Here is an 18,164-nt window from a genome sequence, read left to right as displayed (position 1 = left end):
CTCGAAAATCTCCAGGCAACGCTGAGGCGCAAACCGCGTCGCCAGGTTGTCCCTGAACTTGGCCTCCAGCAAAGGGATGCCCTCGCCGCGCCGGCGCCGGTGCCCGACCGGGTACTCCACCACCACCTGCTCGGTACTGCTGCCATCCTTGAAGAACACCTGCAAGCCATTGGCGATCGAGCGTTTGTCCGGCTCCAGGTATTCACGGCTGAAACGAGGGTCCTCGACCACCTCCATCTTTTCGCGCAGACGGTCGATGCTCGGGTGGGCGGCGTGGAAGGCATCTTCGTAATGCTCGGCCACCAGATGGCCGAATATAAGCGGCACCGCCACCATGTACTGCAGGCAGTGGTCGCGGTCAGCAGCATTGGCCAGCGGGCCGACCTTGGAGATGATGCGAATGGCCGATTCCTGGGTGGTGATGACGATACGGTCGACTTCGTGCAGGCGGTTGCGCACTTGCGGGTGCAGGCTGACCGCGGCTTCGCAGGCGGTCTGGGCGTGGAACTCGGCCGGGAAACTGACCTTGAACAACACGTTCTCCATCACGTAGCTGGCCAACGCCTGCGGTACCCGCAGCGTCTGCTGGGCAGACGGCTTGAGCGCCAGGTCCTTGTTGGTATGGCTGAACGACACGTCATAAAAGCCCCACTGCGGCGCGGTCAGCACCCCGGGTACCCCCATCTCGCCACGCAGCGCGATATCGGCCAGGCGCACACCACGGCTCGAAGCATCGCCGGCGGCCCACGACTTGCGCGAGCCAGCGTTGGGTGCATGGCGGTAGGTGCGTAAAGCCTGGCCATCGACAAAGGCATGGGACAAGGCCGAGAGCAATTGTTCACGGTTGGCCCCCATCAGCTTGGCGCACACGGCCGTGGAGGCCACCTTGACCAACAGCACGTGGTCGAGGCCGACACGATTGAAGGCGTTTTCCAGCGCCAGCACACCCTGGATCTCATGGGCCATGACCATCGCCTCGAGCACTTCACGCATGAGCAGAGGGCCTTCACCTTTGGCTACCTGCTTTTGCGACAGGTGATCGGCCACCGCGAGGATCCCCCCAAGGTTATCGGAAGGGTGGGCCCACTCGGCGGCAAGCCAGGTGTCGTTGTAATCCAGCCAACGCACGGTGCAGCCGATATCCCAGGCGGCCTTGACCGGGTCCAGCCGGTAGCTGGTGCCGGGCACCCGGGCGCCATTGGGCACCACTGTACCCTCCACCAGCGGGCCGAGGTGCTTGGTGCACTCTGGAAAGCGCAGGGCCAACAGGCCGCAGCCCAAGGTGTCCATCAGGCAATTGCGCGCGGTGTCCAGCGCCTCGGGGGATTCGACGCGGTAGGTGAGAACGTAATCGGCAAGGGTTTGCAGCACCCCGTCGTAGTCAGGACGCTCGTTCAGGTCCACGTTGGCGCTCATTTGCAGCTCCTTTGATTGGGGCTGCTAAGCAGCCCATCGCCGGCAAGCCGGCTCCCACACGGTCAATGCAGGAACCGGATTGCCAGCGACGGGCCGCACAGCGGCCCTGCTGGTTCAAAGCCAAGCGCCAATGGTGCGTCAGAAGCTGTCGCCAGGCACCCTTACCCAGCCTTCCATCAACACCCGGGCACTACGACTCATGATTGCCTTGGTGACCGTCCACTCACCATCCACCTGGCTGGCCTGAGCCCCGACCCGCAAGGTGCCGGAGGGATGGCCGAAGCGCACGGCACTGCGCTCGCCCCCGCCAGCAGCGAGGTTGACCAACGTACCTGGAATGGCAGCAGCGGTACCGATGGCCACCGCAGCAGTACCCATCATCGCGTGGTGCAACTTGCCCATGGAAAGTGCACGCACCAGCAGGTCGATGTCAGCCGCCTCGACAGCCTTGCCACTGGACGCAGTGTAGGTGCTTGGCGGCGCAACGAAAGCCACCTTCGGCGTGTGCTGACGCCCGGCCGCCTGGTCGACATGCTCGATCAGCCCCATGCGCACGGCGCCATGGGCACGGATCGCCTCGAAACGCGTCAGCGCCTGGGCATCGCCGTTGATCGCATCCTGCAGCTCGGTACCGGCATAGCCGACATCGTCGGCATTGACGAAAATGGTCGGGATCCCCGCGTTGATCAAAGTGGCTTTGAAGGTACCGACACCGGGCACCTCCAGGTCATCCACCAGATTGCCGGTAGGGAACATCGCCCCGCCGCCTTCGCCCTCATCGGCCGCCGGCTCAAGGAACTCCAACTGCACCTCAGCCGCCGGGAACGTCACACCGTCGAGTTCGAAGTCGCCGGTTTCCTGCACTTCGCCCTCGGTGATCGGCACATGAGCGATGATGGTCTTGCCGATATTGACCTGCCAGATACGCACGGTGGCAACGCCATTGCGCGGGATGCGCGACGGCTCGACCAAGCCACTGCTGATGGCGAACGAGCCGACAGCAGCAGACAGGTTGCCGCAGTTGCCGCTCCAGTCGACGAAGGCCTTGTCGATGGCTACCTGGCCGAACAGGTAGTCGACGTCGTGCTCGGGCTTGGCGCTTTGCGACAGGATCACGGTTTTGCTGGTGCTTGAGGTGGCGCCGCCCATGCCGTCGATCTGCTTGGCGTAGGGGTCGGGGCTACCGATGACCCGCAGGAGCAGTGCGTCACGGGCCGGCCCTGGGACCTGGGCTCGTTCAGGGAGGTCTTGCAGGCGGAAGAACACGCCTTTGCTGGTGCCGCCGCGGATGTAGGTGGCGGGGATCTTGATTTGTGGTGCGTGTGCCATGGTTGTGCTGTCCTGATAGTCCGGCGAAATACCCTTGGGGCTGCTTTGCAGCCCTTCGCGACGCAAGGCCGCTCCTACAGCCCCCGGTAGGAGCGGCCTTGCGTCGCGAAAGGGCCGCAACGCGGCCCCGCTTTTCAAGCTCAGGCGGTGGCTTCGAGGAAATCCTGGGCAAAGCGCTGCAATACCCCGCCCGCCTCGTAGATCGACACCTCTTCGGCGGTATCGAGCCGGCAGGTCACCGGTACCTCGACCCGTTCGCCATTGCTGCGCGTGACCACCAGCGTCAGGGTTGCACGCGGCTTGCGCTCACCTGCCACGTCATAGGTCTCGCTGCCATCCAGGCCCAGGGTCTTGCGGTCGGTGCCCGGCAGGAATTCGAGCGGCAACACGCCCATGCCCACCAGGTTGGTGCGGTGAATGCGCTCGAAGCCTTCGGCCACGATCGCCTCGACGCCCGCCAGCCGCACGCCCTTGGCCGCCCAGTCGCGGGACGAGCCTTGCCCATAGTCGGCACCGGCAACGATGATCAGCGGCTGCTTGCGCTGCATGTAGGTTTCGATGGCTTCCCACATCCGGGTCACCTTGCCCTCCGGCTCCAGGCGCGCCAGCGAACCCTGCTGCACGCTGCCATCGGGTTTGCGCACCATCTCGTTGAACAGCTTGGGGTTGGCGAAGGTGGCACGCTGCGCCGTCAGGTGGTCGCCGCGGTGCGTGGCGTAGGAGTTGAAGTCCTCCTCCGGCAGGCCCATCTTGGCCAGGTATTCACCCGCCGCGCTGTCGAGCAGGATGGCATTGGAAGGTGACAGGTGGTCGGTGGTGATGTTGTCGGGCAGCACCGCCAACGGACGCATGCCGCGCAACGTGCGCTCACCGGCCAGGGCGCCTTCCCAGTAGGGCGGGCGGCGGATATAGGTACTCATCGGGCGCCACTCGTAAAGCGGCGCCACTTTCGGCCCACGGTCTTGCTCGATAGCGAACATCGGGATGTAGACCTTGCGGAACTGCTCCGGCTTGACCGCAGCGCGCACCACCGCGTCGATCTCTTCGTCGCTTGGCCAGATGTCCTTGAGGCGGATTTCCTGACCATCGACTACGCCCAGTACATCCTTCTCGATGTCGAAGCGGATAGTACCGGCAATGGCATAGGCCACCACCAGCGGCGGCGAAGCGAGAAATGCCTGCTTGGCGTACGGGTGGATGCGCCCATCGAAGTTGCGGTTGCCCGAGAGCACCGCCGTCGCGTAGAGGTCACGGTCGATGATTTCCTGCTGGATCACCGGGTCCAAAGCACCGGACATGCCGTTGCAGGTGGTGCAGGCGAAGGCGACGATACCGAAGCCCAGTTGCTCCAGCTCCTTCTCCAGCCCCGCTTCCTCCAGGTACAGCTGCACGGCCTTGGAGCCGGGCGCGAGCGACGACTTGACCCACGGCTTGCGCGCCAGGCCGAGCTTGTTGGCATTGCGCGCCAGCAGGCCAGCGGCGATCACGTTGCGCGGGTTGCTGGTGTTGGTGCAACTGGTAATCGCAGCGATGATCACTGCGCCGTCAGGCATCTGCCCCGGCACCTCATCCCAGGCGCCGGCGATGCCCTTGGCTGCCAACTCACTGGTGGCAACCCGGGCATGCGGGTTGGACGGTCCGGCCATGTTGCGCACCACGCTCGACAGGTCGAAGTTCAGCACGCGTTCGTATTCGGCCGTGGCCAACGCGTCAGCCCACAAGCCCGTGGCCTTGGCGTAGGTTTCCACCAGCTTAACCTGCTGATCTTCACGGCCGGTCAGCTTCAGGTAGTCGATGGTCTGCTGGTCGATCGCGAACATCGCAGCGGTTGCACCATATTCCGGCGCCATGTTGGAGATGGTCGCACGGTCACCGAGCGTCAGGGCGCGTGCACCTTCGCCGTAGAACTCGAGGTAGGCGCCAACGACTTTCTGCTTGCGCAGGAACTCGGTCAAGGCCAGCACCAGGTCGGTGGCGGTGATGTTGGGCGCCAGCTTGCCGCGCAGCTCCACGCCGACGATTTCCGGCAGGCGCATCCACGAGGCACGGCCCAGCATGACATTTTCAGCTTCCAGGCCGCCGACGCCGATGGCGATCACGCCCAGCGCGTCGACATGTGGAGTATGGCTGTCGGTGCCCACGCAGGTGTCCGGGTAGGCCACACCGCGATCGCTGTGGATCACCGGCGACATTTTCTCCAGATTGATCTGGTGCATGATGCCGTTACCGGGCTGGATCACATCGACGTTCTTGAACGCCTTCTTGGTCCAGTTGATGAAATGGAAGCGGTCTTCGTTGCGACGGTCTTCAATGGCGCGGTTCTTGTCAAAGGCCTGCGGGTCGAAGCCACCGCACTCGACGGCCAGCGAGTGATCGACGATCAGTTGCACCGGCACGACCGGGTTGACTGCCGCCGGGTCGCCACCTTTCTCGGCGATGGCGTCACGCAGGCCGGCGAGGTCGACCAGCGCGGTCTGGCCGAGGATGTCGTGGCACACCACGCGCGCCGGGAACCACGGGAAGTCGAGGTCGCGCTTGCGTTCGATCAGCTGGCCGAGCGAGGCGTTCAGGGTTGCAGGGTCGCAGCGGCGCACCAGGTTTTCGGCGAGCACGCGCGAGGTGTAAGGCAGGTTGTCGTAGGCACCGGGCTTGATGGCCTCGACCGCGGCACGGGCATCGAAATAGTCCAGGTCAGTGCCTGGCAGGGCTTTGCGGTATGCAGTGTTCATAGAATATCGGCTCGGTCACGGTACGGTCGTGGATGAACGCACAGGCCCTGCAATCACTGTGGGAGCAGCTCCCACAGGGTCGCTATAGGGCCTGTTGTTTCAGCGCTGCTCGATTGGCACGAACTGGCGCTGCTCGACGCCGACATACTCGGCGCTCGGGCGGATGATGCGGTTGTTGGCGCGCTGTTCGAACACGTGCGCTGCCCAGCCGGTCAGGCGCGAGCAGACAAAGATCGGGGTGAACAGCTTGGTCGGGATGCCCATGAAGTGATACGCCGAGGCATGGTAGAAATCGGCGTTGGGGAACAGACGCTTCTGCTCCCACATGGTCTTGTCGATGGCTTCTGAGACCGGGAACAGCACCTTGTCACCGACTGCGTCGGCCAGCTGCTTCGACCAACCCTTGATCACCTCGTTGCGCGGATCGGACTCTTTGTAGATGGCATGGCCAAAGCCCATGATCTTGTCCTTGCGCTCAAGCATGCGCAGCAACTCTGCGGTGGCTTCCTGCGGGTTCTGGAAGCGCTCGATCAGCTCCATCGCCGCCTCGTTGGCACCGCCGTGCAGTGGGCCGCGCAGCGAGCCGATGGCCGCGGTGATGCAGGAGTACAGGTCCGATAGCGTCGAGGCGCAGACCCGGGCGGTGAAGGTCGATGCGTTGAACTCGTGCTCTGCATACAGGATCAGCGAAACGTTCATTACCTTGACATGCAACTCGCTCGGCTTCTTGCCGTGCAGCAGGTGCAGGAAATGCCCGCCCAGGGTGTCTTCATCGCTGGTGCAGTCGATACGTACGCCATGGTGGGTGAAGCGGTACCAATAGCACATCACCGCCGGGAACAGCGCCAGCAGGCGGTCGGTCTTGTCGTGCTGGGCGTCGAAGGTCAACTCCGGCTCCAGCGTACCCAGCACCGAGCAGCCGGTGCGCATGACGTCCATCGGGTGCGCGTCGCGCGGGATGCGCTCGAGCACTTCTTTCAGCGCCTGCGGCAGGTCGCGCAGGCCCTTGAGCTTGTGTTTGTAATCGGCAAGTTCTGCCTTGCTGGGCAACTCGCCGTATAGCAGCAGGTAGGCCACTTCTTCGAATTCGGCGCCTGCTGCCAGGTCGCGCACATCATAACCCCGGTAAGTCAGGCCGGCGCCGGCCTGGCCGACGGTCGACAGAGCGGTCTGGCCGGCCACCTGGCCACGCAGGCCTGCGCCACTGAGTACTTTTGCTTCGGCCATGGTGTTTCTCCTTTCTTGAATTTGTTATGGATATCGTTCTGGCTAAATCAGGGTGCCTGTACCGGCCCTATCGCCGGCATTGGCTCAACCTTTTTTCTGCGCAAACAAGGCATCGAGGCTCTGCTCGAATGCGTGGTAGCCAATGGCATCGTAGAGCTCCATGCGGGTCTGCATGGTGTCGATCACATTCTTCTGCGTGCCGTCGCGACGCAGCGCGGTGTAGACATTCTCGGCCGCCTTGTTCATGGCGCGGAACGCCGACAGCGGGTAAAGCACCAACGACACGTCCACGCCAGCCAGCTCTTGGGTGGTGAACAGCGGCGTGGCACCGAACTCGGTGATGTTGGCCAGGATCGGCGCCTTCACCCGGTCGGCGAAGGTCTTGTACATCTGCAGTTCGGTAATGGCCTCAGGGAAAATCATGTCGGCGCCGGCCTCGATGCAGGCGGCGGCGCGGTCCAGCGCTGCGTTCAGGCCTTCCACAGCCAGGGCATCGGTACGTGCCATGATCACGAAGCTGTCATCGGTACGGGCATCGACCGCAGCCTTGATGCGGTCGACCATCTCCTGCTGGGAGACGATTTCCTTGTTCGGCCGGTGGCCGCAGCGCTTGGCGCCTACCTGGTCTTCGATATGGATGGCGGCGGCACCGAACTTGCTCATCGAACGCACCGTGCGCGCAACGTTGAAGGCCGAAGCACCGAAGCCGGTGTCGACATCTACCAGCAATGGCAGGTCGCAGACGTCGGTGATGCGCCGCACATCGGTCAGCACGTCATCAAGACCGGTTATGCCCAGGTCCGGCAAGCCCAGCGAACCGGCGGCGACACCGCCACCGGACAGGTAGATGGCCTTGAAGCCGGCGCGCTTGGCCAGCAGCGCATGGTTGGCGTTGATGGCGCCGACCACCTGCAGTGGATGTTCGGCGGCAACGGCATCGCGAAAACGCTGACCAGGGGTGCTCTTCACAGTCATTTCTCACCTCAAAGGCTATTGTTGTTGGCGTCCAGGTAGTGGCGCTCGATATTGCGTTTGGACGCGCCGATGTGGCGGCGCATCAGGAGTTCGGCCAGCTCGCCGTCACGATCGGCGATGGCATCGAGGATGCGGTGGTGTTCGGCGAAGGCCTGGCGCGGGCGGTTGGGCGTGGCGGAAAACTGGATGCGGTACATGCGCACCAGCTGGTACAGCTCGCCGCAGAGCATCTTGACCAGGGTCTGGTTGCCGCTGCCCTGGATGATCCGGTAATGGAAGTCGTAATCGCCTTCCTGCTGGTAGTAACCCACCCCCGCCTGGAACGCCGCGTCGCGTTCGTGGGTGTCCAGCACCCGGCGCAACTCGTCGATATCGCCTTGGCTCATGCGCTCGGCCGCCAGGCGGCAAGCCATGCCCTCCAGCGACTCACGGATTTCGTACAGCTCGATCAGCTCGGCATGGTTGAGCGACACCACGCGCGCACCTACATGTGGCACCCGCACCAGCAGGCGCTGGCCCTCCAGACGATGGATGGCCTCACGCAGCGGGCCACGGCTGATGCCATAGGTGCGCGCCAGCTCCGGCTCGGAGATTTTGCTGCCCGGGGCTATTTCCCCCTTGACGATCGCGGCCTGGATGCGCCGGAAGACATGCTCGGACAAGGTTTCCGTTTCATCCGGCGCTGAAGGGCTGGGGGTAATGAGGTCCAGCATATTGTTGACACCTTGATAAGCCATTGAGGAGAAACTAGCGAAACAAGCCCATTCAGTCAAAGAAAAAATGAACATTGTCGACAATTGTCTGAGCGCGAACTTAGTGAGTGATGGCGTTGTCAGATCGCGACGCGCTGGCGCCAAGGCATCGGCGTGATAGAATGCCGCGCCTCCAACGGAGTATGGATAGCGTTTCTGTCATCCATTCATGTTGTTGACAGACGAACCGAGGAAGCTTGCGCAGTACCTGCCAGTCGCCTTGCCCCGAACCTTGCACAGCACCGCGCCAGGACTATGAGACTTACACCCGTTTTATTGCTGTCATGCCTCACCCTGCTGCCGGCCCTTGGCCAGGCGGCGGGCAAGACCGTGTACGGTCTTAACGAATACGCCCGCCTCGGGGACCTCGACCTGGAAGTGGCCGCCAAACTCGACACCGGCGCCAAGACCGCATCCCTGAGTGCCCGCGACATCAAGCGCTTCAAGCGCGACGGCGAGAGCTGGGTGCGTTTCTACCTGGCGATAGATGCCGCCCATTCGCACCCCATCGAACGCCCGTTGGCGCGGGTCAGCAAGATCAAGCGCCGCGCAGGCGACTATGATGCCGAATCGGGCAAGGCCTATACCGCCCGCCCGGTCATCGAACTCGAAATCTGCATGGGCCAGGCCCTGCGCACCATCGAAGTCAACCTCACCGACCGCAGCGCGTTCCAGTTCCCGCTGCTGATCGGTTCCGAGGCGCTCAAGCACTTCGACGCGCTGGTCGACCCAAGCCTTAAATACGCGGCCGGCAAACCTGCCTGTGCCACCGACGCTCCCAAAGCAGAGTAATCCCGATGCGCTCTCTTACCCTCCATCTGAAAGTCCTGATCACCGTACTGGTGCTGTTGGGCGTGGCGGTCACGGCCTATCAGATCTTCTTCCTCGGCATCCCGGTGACCGAAGACGAAACCGACGACCTTTGGAACATCGACGCCAAGGTCGAGTTCGTCGCCAGCAGCAAGGACCCGGTCAAGGTACAAATGTTCGTACCGCCGCTGAACCGCGACTATGTCAGCCTCAACGAGAGCTTCATCTCCAACAACTACGGGGTCAGCGTCAACCGCGCCGATGGCAACCGCAAGGTAACCTGGTCGGCACGCCGCGCCAGCGGCAACCAGACCCTCTATTACCGCCTGGTGCTGACCAAGCGCTACAGCAGCGAAAAGGCCGCCATCAAAGGCCCGACCTTCCGTGACAGCCTTGCCGTAGAAGGCCCCGAGAAGATCGCCGCCGAAGCCCTGATGGCGCCGATCCGCCAGCACTCGGCGGACGTCGAGACCTTCGTCAGCGAAACCATCAAGCGGGTGAACAACCTCAACGACGACAACGTCAAGCTGCTGCTGGCCGGCGATACCTCGCCCATGAAGAAGGCCCAGGTCATCGACCTGCTGCTGTCGATCGCGCATGTACCGATGGAAAAGGTCCATACCATCCGCCTGGTGGCCGATACGCCGCAGTCCCCCGAGCTCTGGCTGCGCAGCTTCAACGGCAGCGACTGGCTGTACTTCAACCCGGACACCGGTGAGCAGGGCCTGCCCAGCGACCGCCTGCTGTGGTGGACCGGTGATGACAACCTGGTCACCGTCGATGGCGGCAAGAAAGCCAACGTCACTTTCAGCATGAACAACAGCGAGATGAACGCCATCCGCCTGGCCAAGCTGACCGACGAGAACACCGACGCCGACTTCCTCGAGTACTCGCTGTACGGCCTGCCGCTGCAGACCCAGCAGACCTTCATGATCATGGTGATGATCCCGATCGGCGTGCTGGTGATCCTGGTCCTGCGCAACCTGATCGGCATCCAGACCCTGGGCACGTTCACACCGGTACTGATCGCCCTGGCGTTCCGCGAGACCCAGCTGGGCTTCGGCATCGTGCTGTTCACCGTGATCACCGCATTGGGCCTGTCGCTGCGCTCCTACCTGGAGCACCTCAAGCTGCAGATGCTGCCGCGCCTCTCGGTGGTACTGACCTTCGTCGTGGTATTGATTGCCGCCATCAGCCTGTTCAGCCACAAGCTGGGGCTGGAACGCGGCCTGTCGGTAGCGCTGTTCCCGATGGTGATCCTGACCATGACCATCGAGCGCCTGTCGATCACCTGGGAAGAACGCGGCGGCGGTCATGCCATGAAAGTGGCGATCGGCACCCTGTTCGCAGCGTCGCTTGCCCACCTGCTGATGATGGTGCCGGAGCTGGTGTACTTCGTCTTCACCTTCCCGGCGGTACTGCTGATCCTGGTGGGCTTCATGCTGGCGATGGGTCGCTACCGCGGCTACCGCCTGACCGAGCTGGTGCGCTTCAAGGCATTCCTGAAGAAGGCTGACGCCTGATGTTTGGCCTGATCAAGACGTGGAAAGCCCTGGAGGCCCGGGGCATCATGGGTATCAACCGGCGCAATGCCGACTATGTGCTCAAGTACAACAAGCGCAACCTGTACCCGATCGTCGACGACAAGATCATCACCAAGGAGCGTGCGCTGGCAGCGGGCATTCACGTGCCTGAAATGTACGGCATCATCGAGACCGAGAAGCAGATCGACAAGCTTCACGAGATCATCGGCGGGCGCAACGACTTCGTCATCAAGCCGGCCCAGGGGGCCGGCGGTGACGGCATCCTGGTGATTGCCGACCGCTTCGAGGACCGCTACCGCACCGTTTCCGGCAAGATCATCAGCCATGAAGAGATCGAGCATCAGGTCTCCAGCATCCTGACCGGCCTGTACTCGCTCGGCGGGCACCGCGACCGCGCGCTGATCGAGTACCGGGTAACCCCCGACCAGATCTTCAAGAGCATCAGTTACGAAGGTGTGCCGGACATCCGCATCATCGTGCTGATGGGCTACCCGGTAATGGCCATGCTGCGCCTGCCGACCCGCCAGTCCGGCGGCAAGGCCAACCTGCACCAGGGCGCCATCGGCGTAGGTGTGGACCTGGCCACCGGAGTGACCCTGCGCGGTACCTGGCTGAACAACATCATCAGCAAGCACCCGGATACCACCAATGCGGTGGATGGCGTACAGCTGCCGAACTGGGACGGCTTCATGAAGCTGGCAGCCGGCTGCTATGAGCTGTGCGGCCTGGGCTACATCGGTGTGGACATGGTGCTGGACCAGGACAAGGGGCCGTTGATTCTCGAACTCAATGCCCGCCCTGGCCTGAACATCCAGATCGCCAACGACACCGGGCTGACCCAACGCACCCATGCCATCGAGGCGCACATCGAGGCGCTGGCCAAGGACGGTGTGACCGAGGATGCCGAACAGCGTGTCCGGGTCGCGCAAAGCCTGTTCGGGCACGTGCATCCGGGCTGATAGCTCTGCCCCATCGCCGGCAAGCCGGCGATGGCTTCAACCCACTGCCTGAAAGTCACACTGGCGCTAGGCGCATTTCCTGCGCAGGTCTACAATCGCCCTCCTCGCTTTTACATCGCCGTCCACACTGATGCCGACCTGTACGCTCTACCCCCTGCCCTATCAGCCCGACCCCGCCGCATACTTCGCCCGCCTGCGCCAGGCGCCCGGGGCGATCCTGCTCGACAGCGCCCGCCCAGGCGCCGAGCGCGGCCGCTTCGACCTGCTCAGCGCCTGGCCGCTGCAACACTTGCAGGTGCTGCCCGACGAAGATGGCCGGGCCTTCCTGCAACGGCTTCGCGCCAGCCTGAAACAACTGGGCCCTGCGCAGTTGCCAGGTGGTGTCGAGCTGCCATTTGCCGGCGGCCTGATCGGCTACCTCAGCTACGACTTCGGCCGACGCCTGGAGCACCTGCCCTGCCTCGCCACGGATGACCTCGGCCTGCCCGACGCCCAGCTTGGGTTGTATGGCTGGGCGCTGGTGACCGACCACCAGCATGGCACCAGCCAACTGGTGTTCCACCCCCAGCTGGCTGATGACGAGCGCGAGCGCCTCATCGCCTTGTTTGAAGACACCGACAACGCTGCAAGCGGCGATTTCCGCCTGCTCGCCGCCATGACGGGTGATTTGCAGCCAGGGCAATACGAGGCAGCATTCGATCAGGTACAGCGCTACATTCAGGCCGGCGATTGCTACCAGATCAACCTGACCCAACGCTTCCGCGCACCTTGCCAGGGCGACCCCTGGCGCGCCTACCAGGCCTTGCGCAAGGCCTGCCCGACGCCGTTCTCTGGCTACCAGCAACTGGCCGACGGCAGCGCACTGCTGAGCTTTTCTCCAGAACGCTTCATCCGCGTCAGCCAGGGGCAAGTGGAGACCCGCCCGATCAAGGGCACCCGCCCGCGCTCTGCCGACCCGGCAGAAGACGCCCGCAATGCCGAGGCGCTGCGCCAGAGCCCCAAGGACCGCTCGGAAAACCTGATGATCGTGGACCTGCTGCGTAACGACCTGGGCCGCACTTGCCAGATCGGTTCGGTGAAGGTGCCAGAGCTGTTCAGCCTGGAAAGCTACCCCAACGTGCACCATCTGGTCAGCAGCGTCACCGGGCAACTGGCCACCGACAAGGACGCCCTGGACCTGATCGGCGACAGCTTCCCAGGCGGTTCGATCACCGGCGCCCCCAAGATTCGCGCCATGCAGATCATCGACGAGCTGGAGCCCAGCCGCCGCGCGCTGTATTGCGGGTCCTTGCTGTACGTGGATGTGCGCGGTGAAATGGACAGTTCCATCGCCATTCGCAGCCTGCTGGTCAAGGATGGGCAGGTCAGCTGCTGGGGCGGCGGCGCGGTGGTGGCGGACTCCGACTGGCAATCGGAATACGAAGAATCGATCGCCAAGGTACGGGTATTGATGGAGACCTTGCAGAGCCTGTGACCCAGTGTTTGCCTGCGCCGGCCCAGGGCCGGTGCAGGCACAGCGTCTAGCCTGCCATTTTTTGTTACCATCACCTCATTACGAGCGCACAGCGCCACAGCCAAGATGGAAACCGCCTGATGAGCCAACCCTTCGACGTCGCCGCCCTGGCCGCGACCTACGCCAGCAAATCCCCGCAGGACATTCTCAAGCTCGCCTTCGAGCACTTTGGCGACGACCTGTGGATTTCTTTCAGCGGTGCCGAGGACGTGGTGCTGGTCGACATGGCCTGGAAGCTGAACAAGCAGGTCAAGGTGTTCAGCCTCGACACCGGCCGCCTGCACCCTGAGACTTACCGGTTCATCGACCAGGTGCGTGAGCAGTACAGCCTGCCGATCGAGATCCTCAGCCCGGACCGCGCCAAACTCGACCCGTTCGTTCAGGAAAAGGGCCTGTTCAGTTTCTACAAGGACGGCCATGGCGAGTGCTGTGGCATCCGCAAGATCGAGCCACTGCGGCGCAAGCTCGCCACTGTCAGCGCCTGGGCCACCGGCCAGCGCCGCGACCAGAGCCCAGGCACCCGCAGCCAGGTGGCAGCACTGGAAATCGACAGCGCGTTCTCCACAGCGGAACGCACCCTGTACAAATTCAACCCGCTGGCGCAGATGACCAGCGCGGAAGTCTGGGGCTACATCCGAATGCTCGAGCTACCGTACAACAGCCTCCACGAGCGCGGCTTCATCAGCATTGGTTGCGAGCCCTGCACCCGCCCGGTACTGCCGAACCAGCACGAACGTGAAGGCCGCTGGTGGTGGGAAGAGTCGACCCAGAAGGAATGCGGGCTGCACGCCGGCAACCTGATCAGCAAGGCCTGAAGGCAGCTGCAAGCCTCAAGCTATAAGCTGCAAGCCCCAAGAAGAAAGAGCAGCCCACATGGGCTGCTCTTTCTCGAAGCTTGCAGCTTGAAGCTGCTTTTCAGTGCACCGGCAACTCGACACCGGCAAACAGCTCTTCGAGTTCCTGCTTGTTGTGGCACTGGATCGCCTTGGCCATCACTTCACGCGTCAGGTGCGGCGCAAATTTCTCAATGAAATCGCACATGAAGCCGCGCAGGAAGGTGCCGCGGCGGAAACCGATCTTGGTGATGCTGGCCTCGAACAGCTCACTGGCATCAAGCGCCACCAGGTCGCTGTCCAGCTTGCTGTCCACCGCCATCTTGGCCACGATGCCCACGCCCAGCCCCAAGCGCACGTAAGTCTTGATCACGTCGGCGTCAGCAGCAGTGAACACCACCTTCGGCGTCAGGCCGCGGTGATTGAAGGCCTCATCCAGCTTGGAGCGGCCAGTGAACCCGAATACATAGGTGACGATCGGGTATTCGGCTACAGCTTCCAGCGTCAGCTTCGGCAATTTGGCCAGCGGGTGACCCTGCGGCACCACCACGCAGCGGTTCCACTTGTAGCACGGCATCATGATCAGGTCGCCGAACAGCTCCAGCGCCTCGGTGGCAATGGCAAAGTCGACGGTACCGTCCGCAGCCATCTCGGCAATCTGCATGGGTGAACCCTGATGCATATGCAGGGCGACTTCCGGGTACTGCTTGATGAAGCTGCTGATGACCGGCGGCAGCGCATAGCGAGCCTGGGTATGGGTGGTAGCGATGGACAGCGTACCCTTCTTCTCGTTGGAGAATTCCTGGGCGATCTGCTTGATGCTTTCGACCTTGCGCAGGATTTCACCAGCGGTGTTGATGATGCGCTCACCTGCCGGAGTGACACGGGTCAGATGCTTGCCGCTGCGGGCAAAGACTTCAACACCCAGTTCATCCTCGAGCAGGCGGATTTGTTTGCTGATCCCCGGCTGAGAGGTGTACAGACTCTGCGCCGTCGCGGAGACGTTGAGGTCGTGGTGCGCCACTTCCCAGATGTAGCGCAGTTGTTGAAGCTTCATAGGTTTCCCTCGAATCAGCGGTAAGTCAGCGGCAGCAGGCAGCGACGGGATATAACTATATTAGTGGTTCTCGAAATAAAACTAGAACTATTTTGTTACATGCCGCTCCGAAACTGCCCACCATCAGCTTCACGTTTTCCTACGGCCGAGATGCTGCGAAAGCGGCACCATGTACACCGGCACCGCAGACAACTGCAGCAAGCGCACAGCCGTTCGGCCAATCGGCACATCTACCCCAGCACCGGCGCTGTGGCTGCCGAAAATCAGCAAGTCCACGCTCAAACGTTGCGCCTGTTCCAGGATGACCTGCGCCGGATCACCCTGGCGCACCCGGACCGCCTTGATCACCGCCAGGTCCGCGTCCTCGCCCAGCTCCTCGCGAAAGTTCTCCAGCACACGCTGCTCGATGTTGGCCATCACCGTATTGACGCCCTCGCTATGCAACGCATCGAGCGTCTGCTCATCGAGGTAGCTTTGCAGGAGGGATTCGGCGAACTGCCCCATGGGTTCTACGGCATGAATCACATACAGTTCCGCGCCGAACGTGCGGGCCAGGGCCAAGGCATGCTGCATGACAAAAGGGGCGTAGACACCGAGGTCGGTGGCGTACAGCATGGAGCGGATCATTCGACCTCCTCGACTGCCGTGGCGGCAGAGCAAGCTTCAGCTTAGCAGCGCGCCGGGCGCTCGCTCGGCCGCCCGGCGCACTGCCAATGCGGGCTGTAGAGGTTTCAGCCGGCGCGATTGGCGCGATCGACGAAGGCCAGTGCCTGGTAGAGCATCTGCATGCGCGGCAGGCTGCACCCCGCAGCGCGCGCCCGGGCCAGAGGCTCGGCATAGATAGCCTGAAGCTCCAGCGGTCGCTGCTGGACGTGATCGTGGTACATGCTCGGCCAGTAGTCGGGCATCTGCTCGGTGACCCGGAACAAGTGCTCGGCATAACCGGCAGGCAGCTCGTGACCACAGGCGGCGGCCGCCTGGACCACCTCAGCCATCAACGCCCGAACCAGCTCACGGCTGTCGGCATCTGCCATCAGCGGTAAGGTACTGGCACCAAGCAACACCGAAAGGCCGTTGTAGGGGACATTCCACACCAGCTTCTGCCAGCGGGCCTGACCGAGGTCGTCCATGGCCTGGGAGTCGATACCCGCGGCGCGGAACAGCCTGGCGCCCTCCTCTACGATGCTCAGCCCCCCGTCGCTGGCGGGCCCGCTGTGATAGCCCAGGTTGACCGCACCCAGCGCCTGATGGCGTATCACACCAGGGCTCACGCGGTTGACACAGATAAAGCACAAGCCACCGAGCAGGTGCAGATTGCCGGGCAACGCTGGCCGCAACTGCTCCTCGACACCCAACCCGTTCTGCAGCAGCACCACCTTGGCATCGGGTGCCGATGCCTGCGCAATCAGCGGCGCCAATTCGCCATTGCTGGTCGCCTTTGCACCCACCAGCAACCAATCGCACGGCGGCATGTCGGCAGCGCTGGCATAAGCCTGCACCGGCATGCGCCAGTCGCCGTGCACGGCGCTTTCCAGCCTCAGGCCATGCCCCCGAACCTGCGCAAATTCACTGCGCAGCAAAAAATGCACGTCAAACCCGGCCCGCGCCAGCATCAGGCCATAAAAGCCGCCGATGGCACCACTGCCAATAATGCCAATGCGTGGTTTGCGAGGGTCCATGCTGATCTCCTGATAAATGTCGGTGTGCTTTTCTACACCTGTTGAGGCATTTTGCGCACCCAAATAGCAGGACAAGCCTGTTGCACCAGGGAAAAACCCTGCACAGGCGCGTTGTAGCCCATTGTCGCGCCCCCAGTAACGCGCTAAGGTTCGGCTCCCCGCTGCGAACATTCTTGCTGCTGGGCCGCACGGGGATTGCTGGCGGCCGGCACCGTGACCTGACGAGTAACACGATGGCTGATTTACCGATCGACGACCTTAACGTTGCCTCCAACGAGACCTTGATCACTCCCGATCAGCTCAAGAAGGAAATCCCCCTCAGCGCCAAAGCCTTGCAGACCGTTACTGCCGGCCGCGAAGTGGTGCGCAATATCCTCGACGGGAAAGACCATCGCCTGTTCGTAGTGGTTGGCCCGTGCTCGATCCACGACATCAAGGCCGCTCACGAATACGCTGAGCGCCTCAAGGTGCTGGCTGAGGAAGTTTCCGACACGCTGTATCTGGTAATGCGTGTTTACTTCGAGAAGCCGCGCACCACGGTCGGCTGGAAAGGCCTGATCAACGACCCTTATCTGGATGACTCGTTCAAGATCCAGGACGGCCTGCACATCGGCCGCCAACTGCTGCTGGACCTGGCCGAAATGGGCTTGCCAACCGCCACCGAAGCGCTCGACCCGATCTCGCCGCAGTACCTGCAAGACCTGATCAGTTGGTCGGCCATTGGCGCGCGCACCACCGAATCCCAGACCCACCGTGAAATGGCCTCGGGCCTGTCCTCGGCGGTCGGCTTCAAGAACGGCACCGATGGCGGCCTGACCGTGGCCATCAACGCCCTTCAGTCGGTATCCAAGCCGCACCGTTTCCTGGGCATCAACCAGGAAGGCGGCGTATCCATCGTCACTACCAAGGGCAACCCCTACGGCCACGTAGTGCTGCGTGGCGGCAACGGCAAGCCGAACTACGATTCGGTAAGTGTCGCCCTGTGCGAACAGGACCTGGCCAAGGCAAAGATCAAGGCCAACATCATGGTCGACTGCAGCCACGCCAACTCCAACAAGGACCCGGCCTTGCAGCCGCTGGTCATGGAGAACGTCGCCAACCAGATCCTCGAAGGCAACCAGTCGATCATTGGCTTGATGGTCGAAAGCCACCTGAACTGGGGCGCCCAGTCGATCCCGAAGAACCTGGAAGATCTGCAGTACGGCGTATCGGTCACCGACGCCTGCATCGACTGGTCTGCCACAGAGAACACCCTGCGCAGCATGCACGCCAAGCTCAAGGATGTACTGCCCAAGCGCAAGCGCGGCTGAGCTTGGCCACAAAATGAAACGCCGGGCTTAG

Annotated in this window: 15 protein-coding genes; 6 read left to right on the top strand and 9 right to left on the bottom strand. The window is 62.7% G+C overall.

The features are described from left to right. From prpD to BLX42_RS05530, 6 genes are all read right to left on the bottom strand, one after another. Positions 1–1,416: 2-methylcitrate dehydratase (gene prpD, locus BLX42_RS05555; protein WP_161871309.1), on the bottom strand; the 1,416-nt coding region annotated here is incomplete at its 3' end. Between the two features lie 138 nt (positions 1,417–1,554). Then, on the bottom strand, positions 1,555–2,745 hold the full coding sequence (gene prpF / locus BLX42_RS05550) for a 2-methylaconitate cis-trans isomerase PrpF (protein ID WP_161871310.1): 1,191 nt from the start codon (positions 2,743–2,745) through the stop codon (positions 1,555–1,557). A 140-nt stretch (positions 2,746–2,885) separates the two neighbouring features. Continuing rightward, entirely contained in the window at positions 2,886–5,474 is a 2,589-nt protein-coding gene (acnD, locus tag BLX42_RS05545) for a Fe/S-dependent 2-methylisocitrate dehydratase AcnD (RefSeq protein WP_046787310.1), read from the bottom strand. A 99-nt stretch (positions 5,475–5,573) separates the two neighbouring features. Next, positions 5,574–6,701, bottom strand: a complete 1,128-nt coding sequence (gene prpC, locus BLX42_RS05540; protein ID WP_125923215.1) for a 2-methylcitrate synthase — start codon at positions 6,699–6,701, stop codon at positions 5,574–5,576. A gap of 84 nt (positions 6,702–6,785) precedes the next feature. After that, entirely contained in the window at positions 6,786–7,676 is an 891-nt protein-coding gene (gene prpB / locus BLX42_RS05535) for a methylisocitrate lyase (RefSeq protein WP_012313676.1), read from the bottom strand. Positions 7,677–7,684: 8 nt separating this feature from the next. After that, a complete protein-coding gene (locus BLX42_RS05530) occupies positions 7,685–8,389 on the bottom strand; it encodes a GntR family transcriptional regulator (RefSeq protein WP_046787312.1) in 705 nt (234 codons plus the stop codon). Between the two features lie 294 nt (positions 8,390–8,683). Here BLX42_RS05530 and BLX42_RS05525 point away from each other — a divergent pair, with 294 nt between their 5' ends. The 5 genes from BLX42_RS05525 (at position 8,684) to BLX42_RS05505 (ending at position 14,069) form a co-directional block, all read left to right on the top strand. After that, positions 8,684–9,220 (top strand): ATP-dependent zinc protease, encoded by a 537-nt coding sequence (locus tag BLX42_RS05525; protein ID WP_046787313.1) that lies wholly within the window; start codon positions 8,684–8,686, stop codon positions 9,218–9,220. 5 nt (positions 9,221–9,225) lie between these two features. Continuing rightward, complete coding sequence (locus BLX42_RS05520; protein WP_012313673.1) at positions 9,226–10,761, top strand: inactive transglutaminase family protein; 1,536 nt, start codon at positions 9,226–9,228, stop codon at positions 10,759–10,761. Further along, positions 10,761–11,741: an alpha-L-glutamate ligase-like protein gene (locus BLX42_RS05515; protein ID WP_115275358.1), complete on the top strand. Its 981-nt coding sequence runs from the start codon at positions 10,761–10,763 to the stop codon at positions 11,739–11,741. Before BLX42_RS05520 ends, BLX42_RS05515 begins: the two co-directional genes overlap by 1 nt. 130 nt (positions 11,742–11,871) lie before the next feature. Next, positions 11,872–13,215 carry an aminodeoxychorismate synthase component I gene (gene pabB, locus BLX42_RS05510; RefSeq protein ID WP_161871308.1) on the top strand — a complete coding sequence of 448 codons (1,344 nt, stop codon included), beginning with the start codon at positions 11,872–11,874 and terminating at the stop codon, positions 13,213–13,215. A 119-nt stretch (positions 13,216–13,334) separates the two neighbouring features. Continuing rightward, entirely contained in the window at positions 13,335–14,069 is a 735-nt protein-coding gene (locus tag BLX42_RS05505; protein ID WP_046787316.1) for a phosphoadenylyl-sulfate reductase, read from the top strand. A 100-nt stretch (positions 14,070–14,169) separates the two neighbouring features. Here BLX42_RS05505 and cysB read toward each other — a convergent pair whose 3' ends face one another. The 3 genes from cysB to BLX42_RS05490 all read right to left on the bottom strand — a co-directional run bounded on the left by cysB (position 14,170) and on the right by BLX42_RS05490 (position 16,823). After that, positions 14,170–15,144: an HTH-type transcriptional regulator CysB gene (gene cysB / locus BLX42_RS05500; protein WP_046787317.1), complete on the bottom strand. Its 975-nt coding sequence runs from the start codon at positions 15,142–15,144 to the stop codon at positions 14,170–14,172. A gap of 129 nt (positions 15,145–15,273) precedes the next feature. Beyond that, positions 15,274–15,771, bottom strand: coding sequence for a universal stress protein (locus BLX42_RS05495; RefSeq protein ID WP_012313668.1), 498 nt, complete (start codon positions 15,769–15,771; stop codon positions 15,274–15,276). Positions 15,772–15,875: 104 nt separating this feature from the next. After that, positions 15,876–16,823, bottom strand: a complete 948-nt coding sequence (locus tag BLX42_RS05490; protein WP_161871307.1) for a putative 2-dehydropantoate 2-reductase — start codon at positions 16,821–16,823, stop codon at positions 15,876–15,878. A 233-nt stretch (positions 16,824–17,056) separates the two neighbouring features. Between BLX42_RS05490 and BLX42_RS05485 the strand changes: the two genes are divergently transcribed. Beyond that, positions 17,057–18,133, top strand: coding sequence for a 3-deoxy-7-phosphoheptulonate synthase (locus BLX42_RS05485; protein ID WP_046787319.1), 1,077 nt, complete (start codon positions 17,057–17,059; stop codon positions 18,131–18,133). Positions 18,134–18,164 lie beyond the last annotated feature (31 nt).

The sequence above is a fragment of the Pseudomonas sp. SG-MS2 genome (genome assembly GCF_009933855.1).
Taxonomy (GTDB): domain Bacteria; phylum Pseudomonadota; class Gammaproteobacteria; order Pseudomonadales; family Pseudomonadaceae; genus Aquipseudomonas; species Aquipseudomonas putida_E.
This window is presented reverse-complemented; position numbering and strand designations above follow the sequence as displayed.

Excerpts from the sequence above, each read along its gene's own strand:
- BLX42_RS05505 (WP_046787316.1), top strand. The coding sequence starts at position 13,335 with ATGAGCCAACCCTTCGACGTCGCCGCCCTGGCCGCGACCTACGCCAGC.
- prpF (WP_161871310.1), bottom strand. The coding sequence starts at position 2,745 with ATGGCACACGCACCACAAATCAAGATCCCCGCCACCTACATCCGCGGC.
- pabB (WP_161871308.1), top strand. The coding sequence starts at position 11,872 with ATGCCGACCTGTACGCTCTACCCCCTGCCCTATCAGCCCGACCCCGCC.
- BLX42_RS05530 (WP_046787312.1), bottom strand. The coding sequence starts at position 8,389 with ATGCTGGACCTCATTACCCCCAGCCCTTCAGCGCCGGATGAAACGGAA.
- BLX42_RS05495 (WP_012313668.1), bottom strand. The coding sequence starts at position 15,771 with ATGATCCGCTCCATGCTGTACGCCACCGACCTCGGTGTCTACGCCCCT.
- cysB (WP_046787317.1), bottom strand. The coding sequence starts at position 15,144 with ATGAAGCTTCAACAACTGCGCTACATCTGGGAAGTGGCGCACCACGAC.
- BLX42_RS05485 (WP_046787319.1), top strand. The coding sequence starts at position 17,057 with ATGGCTGATTTACCGATCGACGACCTTAACGTTGCCTCCAACGAGACC.
- BLX42_RS05520 (WP_012313673.1), top strand. The coding sequence starts at position 9,226 with ATGCGCTCTCTTACCCTCCATCTGAAAGTCCTGATCACCGTACTGGTG.
- prpB (WP_012313676.1), bottom strand. The coding sequence starts at position 7,676 with ATGACTGTGAAGAGCACCCCTGGTCAGCGTTTTCGCGATGCCGTTGCC.
- prpC (WP_125923215.1), bottom strand. The coding sequence starts at position 6,701 with ATGGCCGAAGCAAAAGTACTCAGTGGCGCAGGCCTGCGTGGCCAGGTG.
- BLX42_RS05525 (WP_046787313.1), top strand. The coding sequence starts at position 8,684 with ATGAGACTTACACCCGTTTTATTGCTGTCATGCCTCACCCTGCTGCCG.
- BLX42_RS05515 (WP_115275358.1), top strand. The coding sequence starts at position 10,761 with ATGTTTGGCCTGATCAAGACGTGGAAAGCCCTGGAGGCCCGGGGCATC.
- acnD (WP_046787310.1), bottom strand. The coding sequence starts at position 5,474 with ATGAACACTGCATACCGCAAAGCCCTGCCAGGCACTGACCTGGACTAT.
- BLX42_RS05490 (WP_161871307.1), bottom strand. The coding sequence starts at position 16,823 with ATGGACCCTCGCAAACCACGCATTGGCATTATTGGCAGTGGTGCCATC.